This window comes from Aequorivita sp. CRS11 (genome assembly GCF_059693805.1).
Genome location: NZ_JCATIG010000010.1, coordinates 58,989 through 71,219, shown reverse-complemented (window position 1 = coordinate 71,219; position 12,231 = coordinate 58,989). Strand labels below are relative to the sequence as shown.

Sequence of the window (12,231 nt, the reverse complement as noted above, 5' to 3'; positions counted from 1 at the left end):
AGAGCGGGGATTATCAATGTTGTCGAAGTCTAAAGCTTCACCGTATATAGTAACCTTACTCCGCTCTTTTGTTCTTTCTGATTAGAACTTAAAGTTAACTGATTTAGTAAAAATCAAACTTAAGACGCATATAGCTTATGGCGGGTGAACGGCTGTCAGCAAGGGTTTCGCTCCGTAGCCAGCTTTGGTTTCGGGGAACAGGAAAGTGCTTCGAAACCGCCACAAGCCATATGCAAACCGTTGCCATTAATTATGAAAAAAACTTTCGTCATACTTTTTATACTACTGATTTCAATAAAATCATTTGCTTGTAGTTGTGAGTGCACTGGAGATTGTTCATTTAGTAATATTTCAAAAGGTTCCGAATTTGTAGCGTTAGTCAAAGTAATTGAATATTCAGATTTTATTAATGAACAGATTGACGGCTATGACGGAAAAATGCCTTTGTCAATGACAGTAGAAGTTATTGAAAAATACATCGGTTCGGAGAAACGAAAAACAATAAAAATTTGGGGAGATAACGGAATGTTATGCCGACCATATATTGCGAACTTTGAAGTCGGAAAATATTATTTAATTGCACCTTCTAAAATAGATGAAACTTCTGATAATGGAATAAAAGGCGATTATGACTTTTTTAGTTGCTTTACCGACTATTTAACTGTAGATTTTAAAAAACAAATAGCATACGGAGAATACTCAAAAAAAGAAAATCAAATAGCACTAAAAGATTTTGAGAAAGAAATTAAAAGTTTAAAATTTAAAAAAACAGAATGGTTTACCAATAATGAAAACACAAACTTTTTCAAAGCCGATTCAATTACTATTTATAAAATTCTGAATAAAAACGATGATTTTGTTAAATTGGGCAATAATCGTATAAAAATTGAACAAAACGAGAATAAAGATTATACAAATTTAGAGTTTAAAAGAAATGGAAAGCTCGTAATTACGGACACCAATATTGAAAATTGGACAGAGACAGTACATTTAGGAAAATGGAAATGGCAATTTGATAATGAAAAGGGCATATTGAGTTTTTATTTAGATAAAAAGTTATATACATCATTTATCGTGATTTCTCACGAAAGAGATTCTATGATTTGGAATACAGATGACAAAGTGCAATTTTACGTTCTGAAATTGAAAAGAATGAAAAAATAACTAATGGCAACACCGTGTCCTATAGTTCATTGCTTCTGACTTTCCTCTCGGAAAGTCCTCGCAAATTTGCTATCTTCGGTTTACGGCGGAAAATCCTCGCGGATTTTCACGCAACGAAACCATAGCCAAACACGTTCTACGCAATTTGACCAAACCAACAAACTGAATGAAATTAAAATGTCTTTGGTGTCTTAACGAAGAACCGAAAGTTACCTTTGAGAAAAGAGCTCATACTATTCCTAAATCATTAGGAGGGCAGAATTACAACAAAAATGTTTGTGATGAATGCAATTCATATTTTGGAAATAAGCAGGAAGTAAACTATTCGATTGAAGAAGCGTTAAAGGAAACTTTTAACATAACCCGTAGACGATTATTGATGGATAAAACCCCTAAACGTCAAGTTGGGAAATTTAAATCAAGATTTTTTGATATTAAAGAGCGAAATGGCAAGCCAAGGTTAGTAATAAAACCATCTTTCCGACTGAATTCAACATTCCAAAGAGAATTAAGTTATTATTTCAAACGTGGACTCTACAAAATGTATTTGGAGGAACTAAATAGGCAAACCAATAAAGGGTTTGAACCGAAATATGATGTTATTAGAAATTTTGCAAGATATGGAAAAGGAACTGCTACTGTCTTGTATTTTAATCGAGTAATTGGAATAATGTTGATGTTTAAGAGAGAAGCAGAAACACCAATTTTATATTTTGATAGAATGAAATATTTATACTCAAATGAACAGTTTGTAGAAATTGAATTTCTTGGACACGTATTCGGATTTCCGATAACACTATTCTCGAAATCAGATTTTGACAATTATATTGAAAAATCATTAAAAGAAAAACAAGGTCATTTTACAGAAGCAAAAATAATAGACAAATTAACTGATGTGGATTTAGCATTGCGAATAATGAATAGCTGAATAAAAGCTGCGTAGAACACCGTGTCCTATAGTTCATTGCTTCTGACTTTGCCTACGGCCAGTTCGCACTTCGTGCTCGTGTCCTATCGGAAAGTCCTCGCAAATTTGCTATCTTCGGTTTTGCTGGCGCCAGTTCGCTTTTCGCTCTTCGCTTTTCGCTTTTCGCTAAAATGTAACAAAACGCTAACCCATTCGTCATACAATCAACAACCATCCAAAAACAATTCTGTGGAAAATATTCTCACAATAAACAATCTTACCAAGAAATTTGGCTCGCTAACTGCTGTGGACAATCTTTCCTTTTCTATTGAAAAAGGCAATGTTTACGGCATCCTCGGCCCAAACGGCAGTGGTAAAAGTACCACACTGGGCATCGTGCTTAATGTGGTAAACAAAACCGCTGGCGACTTTAAATGGTTTGATGGCAACATAGATACACACAACGCTTTAAAGAAAGTAGGCGCCATCATTGAACGCCCCAACTTTTACCCGTATATGACTGCCGTGCAAAACCTGCAACTGGTGTGTAAAATAAAGGAAGTTTCGGAAGAAAAGATTTCTGAAAAACTAGAGCTTGTAGGACTTTTGGACAGAAAGGACAGCAAGTTCAGTACTTTTTCCTTAGGGATGAAACAACGCTTGGCAATCGCTTCGGCACTGCTAAACGACCCCGAAATACTGATTCTCGATGAGCCTACTAACGGTTTAGACCCACAGGGAATACACCAAATTCGTGAAATCATAAAAGTAATCGCCTCAAAGGGAACTACAATTTTATTGGCTTCGCATTTATTGGATGAAGTGGAAAAAGTTTGTACGCATGTGGTTATTCTTCGGAAAGGCGTAAGTCTCTATTCCGGCAGTGTGGACGGGATGAATGCCAGTCACGGTTTCTTGACGATGCAGAGCAATACTATGGAAGCGCTTCAAAATGCTTTGGAAGGAAATTCGGCCTTTGGAACAGTGAAACGCGAAGGCGATTTTATTATCGCTTATCTCAACGCCCCGATGGATGCTTCGGAAGTAAACAGACTTCTTTTTGAAAAAGGCATCACCCTTAGCCACCTTGTGAAACGCAAGGAAAGCCTTGAAGAACAATTCCTCGAACTTACCAAACAAAACTAACCGCAATGCTACGATTATTAAATATAGAACTTCAAAAACTGCGCTATAACCGTTCGGCAAAGGTTATTTCCATAATTTATTTTGTGCTAATCACTTTTATCGCCCTAATTGCGTCCATTGAGTTTAACTTTGGTGATTTTCACTTTCGGGTTGCCGATCAGGGAATTTTCAACTTTCCGTATATCTGGCATTTCAATACCTATGTGGCAGCAATTTTGAAATTGTTTTTGGCAATAGTGATTGTTTCCATGATGAGCAATGAATACAGTTATAGAACTTTAAAACAAAACCTTATTGACGGCCTTAGCAAAAAGGAATTTGTACTTTCAAAGTTTTTGACCGTCTTGCTTTTCTCAGTGATATCAACGGTTTTTATTTTTGGTGTCTCGTTGATTTTGGGGCTTTTCTTTTCAGATTACAATGAAATAGGAATCATTTTCAGCGATATGGAATACATAGGCGCCTATTTTATAAAATTGGTAGCCTTTTTCTCTTTCTGTCTATTCCTTGGGGTTTTGGTGAAACGTTCCGCCTTCGCACTTGGCTTTCTGATTGTATGGCAAATTGTAGAATGGTTATGTTATGGTTTGATGAAATGGCAGTTTTTTAAAGACACGGAAATTGCTGACAATGTTGCGCAATTTTTTCCGCTGAATGCTATGGCAAACCTCATCAAAGAACCGATGAGCCGTTTGGGCGCCATACAGTCCGCAGCCAATCAATTGGGTGAAAATTTCACAAAAGACTATCAGGTTACTTGGCTCAATGTGTTGATTGTTCTTATTTGGACCTCCCTTTTTATTTATTGGTCTTACGCCATTCTAAAGAAAAGAGATCTTTAGTGAGTTGATATGTTTATGGAGTTATGACTTCATTTTTTCCTATATTTAACGGACAATCCATAAAACTCATTTTTGAAGTATATTTTTTCCATAATCTGCTTATTTTTCTTCACTGGAGTTTTTTCTCAGGATATTTCGCTCTTTACGCAATTCAATGGTCAATATGACTATACTGCCTTCGGCAATACATTAAATGTTGAAGAAAATGGTCAAGGCGGACAATGCTTCATTCTTACCAGCAGCAGTGCCAACTTTCAATTACAACCCAATCAAGAGGTAGTTGCTGCCTATTTATATTGGGCAGGTTCTGGCCCAGGGGATTTCAGTGTTACTTTCAACCAAGTTCCAATCACTGCGGAACGTACCTTCAATGAAACTTATAACAGCGGCGGACAGGATTATATTTATTTTTCAGCCTTTGCAGATGTTACCCAGCAAATTCAAACCACAGGAAATGGCCTTTATACACTTTCCGATTTAGACCTTACCCTTGTAATTCCCGCATATTGTAGTCCGCCAGGCTCGGGCACCAACTTTGGCGGTTGGGCGGTGACGGTGGTTTATGAGGACGCAACCCTTCCCAATAATCAAGTAAATATTTTTGATGGTTTGGAAAGTGTATCGCGGGTTGACCAAACTTTGGATATAACCTTGAACAATTTGATGGTTTTAGATACCGAAGGTGCTAAAATCGGTTTTCTGGCTTGGGAAGGCGATCGCGGGCTTGCGGTTAACGAAACCCTTCGCATAAATGGAAACATTCTCAGCAATCTGCCGCTAAATCCTCCCGACAATGCCTTTAATGGCACCAACAGTTTTACGGGCAGCGATGTGCTTTATAATATGGATATTGACGTGTATCCTATTTCAAACTTTATAAATCCGGGCGATACCTCAGCAAGCATTCAGCTTACAAGCGGACAGGATTTTGTAATGGTGAATAATATTATTACGGTTTTAAATACCGAACTTCCCGATGCCACTATTTCTATTGACAATATTATTGGTGGGACAGAGTGTGGCGATCGGGAACTTACAATAGATTACACAGTTTACAACCTCAACAGTACCGATGTTTTGCCTGCCGAAACGCCTATTGCTTTTTATGTAGATGAAACCTTGGTGGCGCAAAGTGCTACCGTGGCAGTAATTCCCATTGACGGACAGGAAAGTGGAACCGTAACTTTTACTGTTCCAAACAATATTGAAGCAGATTTTATTTTGAAAGCTGTTGTGGATGATCCCGGAAACGGAACCGGGATTGTGCAAGAAACTAATGAAGAAAACAACGAAGACGAGGCGCCAATTCATCTGCTTGTAAATCCTATAATCACAGGACTTCAAAACTTGGAAACCTGTGATGTTATAGGCGAGGAATTTTTTGATTTAACGGAAGCCACTTCACAAATAGACCCGATTTATGAACTGAGTTTTCACTTTTCGGAAGCGGATGCACAAAACAACGAAAACCCAATTACAGATCCCGAAAACTTTCAGAATACCGAAAACCCCCAGACTATCTACATTCGCGTTTCAAACCCTGATTGTTTTTTAATTGATAGTTTTACGGTAGAAGTTATCCCTTGCCCATTGCCCGATGCCACGATTGAACTTCCTGAAATTTCCGCCTGTCGCGATAGGGAGTTACTACTTCCATTTACGGTTTATAATTTGGAAGCCACGGCACCTTTACCAGCCAATACATCCATAGCGTTTTATACTGACGGTGTTTTATTGGCACTTTCACAAACACAGCAAAACATTCCAATTGGCGGCAGTGAAAATGGTGAAATTGAACTCCTTTTGCCTGATAGTTTGCCAAATACTTTTACCATCACAACTGTAGTAGATGATGACGGTAACGGTAACGGTGCCGTAGAAGAACTTCGGGAGGATAACAACAGTTTTACGCAGACCATTACGTTTGAAAGCATCCCTCCCATTCCGAATTTGCCTGACCTTTTGGAATGCGACGAAGGTTTTGATACGGCAGTTTTCAACTTAACGCAACAGGATGATTTTATAAGCACGGGGCCGGATGATGTGGTACAGTATTTTACCACTATGGAAAATGCTTTGGAAAATACCAATCCCATTAGCAACCCCTCACAATATCAAAACGGCACTGATCCACAGACAATTTATGTACGGTTGGAAAACGAAATCTGTTTTGCAACTGCTTCCTTTTTATTGACTACAGAAAACTGTGCTCCCTTTGTTCCACAAGGTTTCTCGCCCAATGGTGACGGCATCAATGATACTTTTGAAATCAGTAATCTGTTGAACATTTACGAAAATTTTGAACTGAACATATATTCCCGCGAGGGTAACCTAATACATACCGCACACAACGCCGATGGCTTTTGGGATGGAGTGGCAACAAAAGGGCTTCTGTTTACGGGAAGCATAGTTCCGGTTGGCACCTATTATTATGTTTTGGTTTTGAACGACCCCATATATCCCGAAGCTTTTATAGGGTGGGTTTATGTGAATTATTAAGCTATCTTCTTCGTCTCCGCAATTTCTTGCTATTGATTTTTTTCTGAAAGGCTCTGCTGTGCTTTAACATCAATCTGTGAGTTTCTTCATAGCTTTTACCATAAAGTTGGGCATATTCCGCGGCCATCACTTTTATCATGGTTTTAGAAAGCCATAATCTTCGGAAGTTGTGCATTCGTTTTTCAAAAGACATATTTTCAAAACGCATACGGTTTAAGTCAATTAGATAAAAATCATAGTTATCGTTACCATTATCCATTATAAGGGTATTTCCCGGAGAATGGTCTAAAAAATTAATACCGTTTTCGTGAAGCTTAAAAGTGAATTTGGTAAACTGCCTTAAAATTTCATTTCGTTTTTTAAACCGGGGATTATGTATTAATTCTCGAAAATCAAAATCATAGTTTACGTGCTCACTCACATAAAAACTTTCCTTGAGGCCTCCCGAAAAAATCTCAAAATATGCAACTGGAAAAGGCGTTTTTATTCCAAAGTCAATTAACTTAGACGCATATTCAAACGAGCGTTTTGCTTTGCTTTCCCGAAGATATTGATATACCAAAGATTGAAATGCATTCGGGGTCTTAAACTTCTTTATGTTTAATGAATTGCCTTCAATCTTCACCATTTTAATAACATTGCGCTCGCCCTTGGTCACGTATTCTCCCTTTTTGGAAAAATTGTGAAGCACATCCATTAGCTTTGTAGCTATCTGGGAATATTCTGGGTGAATGACAAAATTCTCTTGCATTTTTAAAAAAGATAAAACCAAAAAAGGTATTTTGCGAAGGTAATCCATATGAAGAAAATTCTCGTTATACAAAACAAAAGAATTGGCGATGTGCTCATCAGCTCTGTTATTGCCAATAATATTAAAAAAATCTTCCCGAAAAGTGAGGTAACTTATTTTGTGTATGACTATACAACGGGCGTTTTAGAGCAAAACCCAAATATTGACCGCGTAATTTCAGTAAAGGAAAAAGAGCTTAAAAAATTCCAGAAGCTTTTACAGACCATTGCAAAAATAAAAAAGGAGAAATACGATATTATTTTTGATCCGTATTCCAAATTCCAGAGCAGAATGATCTGTCTTTTCTCCGGTGCTGAATACCGAATTGGTTTGAAACGTGCGCACAAAGAATTAAAGCTTCCGTTTTATACGCACCCTATTAGTTTTTTGGAACATCGCTCAAAAAACTGCGGCAAAGCTATTGAGGATAGAATAAATATGATTGCTTCGGTTTTTGACTTAAAAGAACCCGAATACGCTCCAAAAATATTTTTAACTGAAGAGGAAACGAAATATTCCAAAGTCCATTCCCTTCAAAAACCAATAATAATGTTGGGCATTTTGGGCAGCACACCGCAAAAGTCCATGCCGTATGATTATATGGTTGAAATAATTGACTTTATAACTTCCTATTACAAGGGCACCATTCTATTTAATTATGCTCCGCACCAAAAAGAGGAAGCTCTCAAGGTTTATGAAATGTGCCAAAATAAAAGTCAAATCAATCTCGATATTTACGAAGACTCCATTCGCGGATTTATAAAACTGATGAACCAATGCGACCTTTTGGTTTCCAATGAAGGCGGCAGCGTTCACATTACCAAAGCACTTGAAAAACCCACATTTACTATTTATTCGCCTTATGTTAATAAAGAGCATTGGTGCAGTTTTGAGGATGGTGACAAACACGATTCCATACATTTACTTGAGGAAAAGCCCGATCTTTTCAGCAGTTTTACTTTGGAAGAAAGAAGACGCATTGAACAAGACCCACATTCTTTATACAAGCAGTTGACCCCCGAAATGATTTTCGAAAAATTAAAGCCATTTTTGGCACACCATCTTAATAACGGCCACCTATGAACCTATTGGACAAATTTCATAACTGGCGAAGAAAACAACGCTGGAACCGCCAGTACAAAAAAGGAAGATGGGAAAGCCTGCGCAGCGAAAAAGAAGCTATTCGCTACAATAAAATCATTGAATTTATAAAACGTTTTTCACCTAAAAACCCAAGTATTTTAGATATTGGCTGTGGCGATGGTTTACTTACCGAACGTATTAGCCCCGAAGACTATTCCTTCTTTTTAGGCTTGGATTTTTCAAACGAATCCATAAAAATAGCTTCCAAAAAGAAATTGCCAAAAGCTGAATTTCTTGCTGCCGATGCCGTAAAATTCCAACCAAAACAATCCTTTGATGTAATCGTTTTCAACGAAGCATTCTACTACATTCACGAAACGGAAAAGCAAAATGTTTTAGACAGAATGTTGAAGAGCCTCACAAAAGACGGAATTATTATAACCTCCATTTATCGGGAAGGTCACGGCTGCTGGGAATATTTTAAGGAAGATAAAAGGTTGAAAGAGCTTGATTTTACTACCGTAACTACCGATGAGGAGCTTCGCTATTGGAAAATTGGGGTTTATAAAAAGAATTGATACTCTTAAAATCCTATCAATTGGCAACTGTCGTTTCTTTTGAAACAATGCCGTAATCTGTCCAAACTCGCTTTTCCTTCTTTGTTATTCTTCGAATAGCCTTATTTTTAATAAACATTTCTTTCTTCACATACCCGCGCTCGTGATCCAAATGCAACGTAACAGTGCTATAGCGAATCTGTAGGGGCTTAATACCGTAATTCATCAGGCGCTCCCCCATTTCACGGTCCTCTCCACCATACTGCATACGCTCATCAAACCCGTTTACCGCAAGGATATCCTTTTTCCAACCCGATGCGTTGTTGCCATCCCAAGTAGCGCTTGTGGGAGTAAAAGTGTTCAAAATATCTTCCTTTAAACCGTAGGAAGTGAGTTTGTTTAGTTTAAAAGTTTTTTTCAGACCATGCTTCAAAAGCCATTTTGCATTGAAACAACGCTGCGTTTCAATATCATCTTTAGTGATCTGTTTTGAGATTTTCATCGAAAGCTTAAAATAACCTGCGGAAAGAAAGCAACCCGGACGGCTCAATCCCAAGTGTGTTGCAACCAAATCATTCCGCGGAATACAGTCGCCATCGGTAAAGATTAAATATTCTCCTTTGGAAATTTTTATAGCTTTATTTAGGATTTTTGTTTTTTGAAAGCCGTGATCTTCCTGCCAAACGTGAGTGATTTTCAGAGAAGAGTTTACTATAAAGGAATCGATTAAATTTTTTGTTTCTTCAGTAGAACCATCGTCGGCAATTATAATTTCAAAATTCTTTTCCAACTGCTGTTCAAAACCCCAAAGTGCTTTTTTAAGCCATTCCGGTTGGTTATACGTACTGACGATTACGGAAACAAATGGAGCAATATTATCATCTTTTACAATTCCAAAAGGCGTCCATTTCTTTTTTTTGCCTCTCGTCTGCTTTCGGATGGCCAAATTTTTATTGATCGAATCTTGATTCTTGTAGCCGCGCGGATGATCCAAATGTAACACCACAGCATTATAACGAATCTGCTTGCTTTTAATACCTTGATTTATCAACCTTTCACCCAGTTCACGATCCTGTCCGCCATACTGCATGCGTTCGTCAAAACCGTTTACGGCTAATATATCTTTTTTCCAACCAGAAGCATTGTGCCCATTCCAACTGGCGTTTGTGGGTGTAAATCTATTAAGAAGGTAGGCTTTAAAAGGTCCCGAATAAAGCTTATTGTTTTTGAAAGAAGATTGCAGTCCGTGCTTTTTCAGCCATGAAACATCAAAGCATTTTTCAGAATAAATATCTTCTTTGGTAATGTCTTTTGAAATATCCAAGGGCAGCATAAAATAACCTCCCGATAGAAAATAACCCTCTTCGCGAAATTTAACGTGCTGTTCCACAAAATCTTTCCGCGGAATACAGTCGCCATCGCTCATAATAATGTACTCTGTGCTACACTGAAGAATCGCCTTATTTAGTATCTGCGATTTTTGAAAACCTTTGTCTTCATGCCAAACGTGGATTATGGGGTAGAATACTTCGGCTTCCAATCTTTTTAGCAATTGCCGAGTCTCATCATTAGAGCCATCATCCGCAATTACAACCTCAAACTGCCTGTAAGTTTGATTGTTATAGCCATACAGCACCTTCTCCAGCCATTCACAGGAATTATAGGTACTGATAATTACAGAAGTATCATGTGCGGTCATATTGTGGCAAAGATAAAGCTATTTCTTTCGTAAATAAAAGGCAGCCTGATCACCACGCCCTTCCTTATTGAGTTGTTTTGCTTTTTGTCCATACTGGAAATTCTGGGTTTTTCGATGTAGTGAATTTGAAAATCCTTTCAATTTTGGCGCAGAAAGCGGAATGTCTTGACGGTATTTTTCACTTCCGCTAAACTGAAAATGAGTGGAATCATATTCAATTTTATACAAATCGAAATTGGTCTTTTCCGCAAGTAATTGCATACTTTTTTGGGAGTGAAGAAAAAAGTGCCGCGGAGCATCCAATTGCACCCAGTTAACGCCATAATGCTCCCATGCATATGAGGAAACGGTAGGAATACGGATTATGCACACACCTCCGGGAGAAAGAAGTTCGTAAACTTTTTGAAGATTTTCAAAAGGGTCTGGCAGATGTTCAAAGGCGTGATGATAGGTTATAATATCGAAGGTTCCTTTCATATCAAACACACTGCTTTTCTTTATGGTCAAGCCATTTTCATATTGAATTGTTTCCTTCAAATAAGGGTCACAGCCCATTACATTTTTAAAACCAACCTCCGCTAGCGGGTACAGAAAATTTCGGCCATTTCCGCAGCCTACGTCCAGAATGCTCGTTGCCTTTGTTACATCGAGCTCATTAAAAATTTCGTATTCCTTTTTCCCAATTAAATGCGCTAGCGTATTTTTATAAATGGTGCCACCAATTGCAGCATATTCGTACTGTTTCTTTTTTATGGCACCTTTTGTTCCTTCAAATTTCTTTCCATCATAAGTATCAAAACTGTAGTAATCCCCCGGATAATATTTAGACATATCTGAAGGAAATTCACTAATCTGCAAACAGCCGCATTTTGAACATTCAAAATATTCAAAGGTTTCCCGCAAACCATACATCATTTCCTTTGCTACGAAGGTTTTATTTTCTTTGGAATTGCCACAAATTCTGCAAGTGTTTGCCATAAAGCGAAAATAGTTTTAGACATCAAAGATAAAGTTATTTACCCAGTTGGCTTAGAAATTGAAAAGTCGTAATTTAGATAAAAAATACAAAAGCGATGATTACTAAAAGTTTTCTGAAAAAACAGATTGAAAATTTTCCTGATGAATTTACCATTGAGGAATTGATTGAGCGCTTCATTTTTATTGACAAGCTAGAAAAAAGAATAGAAAAATCTAAACAAAACGATACCATTAGTGAAGCAGAATTAGAAAACGAAATGCAGCAATGGTTCAAATAAAATGGCTAAATGATGCAAAAACCGATTTACGGGAAATTTATGAATATATTTCTGCGGACTCTAAATTATATGCTCGGCAACAGATAGAAAAATTAAAACGCACTACGGAAATAATCAAAACACATCCAAGCATTGGTAAACCTGTAGAAGAAATTGAGGATCCCAATATTCGAGAATTAGTGGAAGGGAATTACAGAATTATTTATCGGATTGTTAATTCCAAAAATTTTCACATTTTAATGGTTCATCACGGAGCCAGAGATCTTTTCCGAAGAATAAAAAGCTAAA

11 protein-coding genes and 2 pseudogenes are annotated in these 12,231 nt (G+C 37.4%); 9 read left to right on the top strand and 4 right to left on the bottom strand.

What is annotated here, in order from left to right:
• Positions 1-252: 252 nt before the first annotated feature.
• From AC58DT_RS14370 to AC58DT_RS14350, 5 genes are all read left to right on the top strand, one after another.
• Positions 253-1,164 carry a hypothetical protein gene (locus AC58DT_RS14370; RefSeq protein WP_497217507.1) on the top strand — a complete coding sequence of 304 codons (912 nt, stop codon included), beginning with the start codon at positions 253-255 and terminating at the stop codon, positions 1,162-1,164.
• A 166-nt stretch (positions 1,165-1,330) separates the two neighbouring features.
• Entirely contained in the window at positions 1,331-2,092 is a 762-nt protein-coding gene (locus AC58DT_RS14365; RefSeq protein ID WP_497217506.1) for an HNH endonuclease, read from the top strand.
• Between the two features lie 228 nt (positions 2,093-2,320).
• Positions 2,321-3,217: an ABC transporter ATP-binding protein gene (locus AC58DT_RS14360; RefSeq protein ID WP_497217505.1), complete on the top strand. Its 897-nt coding sequence runs from the start codon at positions 2,321-2,323 to the stop codon at positions 3,215-3,217.
• A gap of 5 nt (positions 3,218-3,222) precedes the next feature.
• Entirely contained in the window at positions 3,223-4,059 is an 837-nt protein-coding gene (locus AC58DT_RS14355) for an ABC transporter permease (RefSeq protein ID WP_497217504.1), read from the top strand.
• 72 nt (positions 4,060-4,131) lie between these two features.
• Complete coding sequence (locus tag AC58DT_RS14350) at positions 4,132-6,558, top strand: FIDD domain-containing protein (protein ID WP_497217503.1); 2,427 nt, start codon at positions 4,132-4,134, stop codon at positions 6,556-6,558.
• A 1-nt stretch (position 6,559) separates the two neighbouring features.
• Here AC58DT_RS14350 and AC58DT_RS14345 read toward each other — a convergent pair whose 3' ends face one another.
• Complete coding sequence (locus AC58DT_RS14345) at positions 6,560-7,309, bottom strand: lipopolysaccharide kinase InaA family protein (RefSeq protein ID WP_497217502.1); 750 nt, start codon at positions 7,307-7,309, stop codon at positions 6,560-6,562.
• Positions 7,310-7,357: 48 nt separating this feature from the next.
• Between AC58DT_RS14345 and AC58DT_RS14340 the strand changes: the two genes are divergently transcribed.
• Entirely contained in the window at positions 7,358-8,431 is a 1,074-nt protein-coding gene (locus tag AC58DT_RS14340) for a glycosyltransferase family 9 protein (RefSeq protein WP_497217501.1), read from the top strand.
• Entirely contained in the window at positions 8,428-9,009 is a 582-nt protein-coding gene (locus AC58DT_RS14335; protein ID WP_497217500.1) for a class I SAM-dependent methyltransferase, read from the top strand. Before AC58DT_RS14340 ends, AC58DT_RS14335 begins: the two co-directional genes overlap by 4 nt.
• A 16-nt stretch (positions 9,010-9,025) precedes the next feature.
• Here AC58DT_RS14335 and AC58DT_RS14330 read toward each other — a convergent pair.
• The 3 genes and pseudogenes from AC58DT_RS14330 to AC58DT_RS14320 form a co-directional block, all read right to left on the bottom strand.
• Positions 9,026-9,835: pseudogene (locus AC58DT_RS14330) on the bottom strand (glycosyltransferase family 2 protein); the annotation flags it as partial.
• Positions 9,836-9,871: 36 nt separating this feature from the next.
• A pseudogene (locus tag AC58DT_RS14325) lies at positions 9,872-10,687 on the bottom strand (glycosyltransferase family 2 protein); the annotation flags it as partial.
• An 18-nt stretch (positions 10,688-10,705) separates the two neighbouring features.
• A complete protein-coding gene (locus tag AC58DT_RS14320; protein ID WP_497217499.1) occupies positions 10,706-11,665 on the bottom strand; it encodes a class I SAM-dependent methyltransferase in 960 nt (319 codons plus the stop codon).
• Between the two features lie 95 nt (positions 11,666-11,760).
• Here AC58DT_RS14320 and AC58DT_RS14315 point away from each other — a divergent pair, with 95 nt between their 5' ends.
• Positions 11,761-11,943, top strand: a complete 183-nt coding sequence (locus AC58DT_RS14315) for a hypothetical protein (RefSeq protein WP_497217498.1) — start codon at positions 11,761-11,763, stop codon at positions 11,941-11,943.
• Positions 11,931-12,230, top strand: a complete 300-nt coding sequence (locus AC58DT_RS14310; protein ID WP_497217497.1) for a type II toxin-antitoxin system RelE/ParE family toxin — start codon at positions 11,931-11,933, stop codon at positions 12,228-12,230. Before AC58DT_RS14315 ends, AC58DT_RS14310 begins: the two co-directional genes overlap by 13 nt.
• The last annotated feature ends 1 nt before the right edge of the window (position 12,231 follow it).

Excerpts from the sequence above, each read along its gene's own strand:
- AC58DT_RS14370 (WP_497217507.1), top strand. The coding sequence starts at position 253 with ATGAAAAAAACTTTCGTCATACTTTTTATACTACTGATTTCAATAAAA.
- AC58DT_RS14365 (WP_497217506.1), top strand. The coding sequence starts at position 1,331 with ATGAAATTAAAATGTCTTTGGTGTCTTAACGAAGAACCGAAAGTTACC.
- AC58DT_RS14355 (WP_497217504.1), top strand. The coding sequence starts at position 3,223 with ATGCTACGATTATTAAATATAGAACTTCAAAAACTGCGCTATAACCGT.
- AC58DT_RS14345 (WP_497217502.1), bottom strand. The coding sequence starts at position 7,309 with ATGCAAGAGAATTTTGTCATTCACCCAGAATATTCCCAGATAGCTACA.
- AC58DT_RS14340 (WP_497217501.1), top strand. The coding sequence starts at position 7,358 with ATGAAGAAAATTCTCGTTATACAAAACAAAAGAATTGGCGATGTGCTC.
- AC58DT_RS14335 (WP_497217500.1), top strand. The coding sequence starts at position 8,428 with ATGAACCTATTGGACAAATTTCATAACTGGCGAAGAAAACAACGCTGG.
- AC58DT_RS14320 (WP_497217499.1), bottom strand. The coding sequence starts at position 11,665 with ATGGCAAACACTTGCAGAATTTGTGGCAATTCCAAAGAAAATAAAACC.
- AC58DT_RS14315 (WP_497217498.1), top strand. The coding sequence starts at position 11,761 with ATGATTACTAAAAGTTTTCTGAAAAAACAGATTGAAAATTTTCCTGAT.
- AC58DT_RS14310 (WP_497217497.1), top strand. The coding sequence starts at position 11,931 with ATGGTTCAAATAAAATGGCTAAATGATGCAAAAACCGATTTACGGGAA.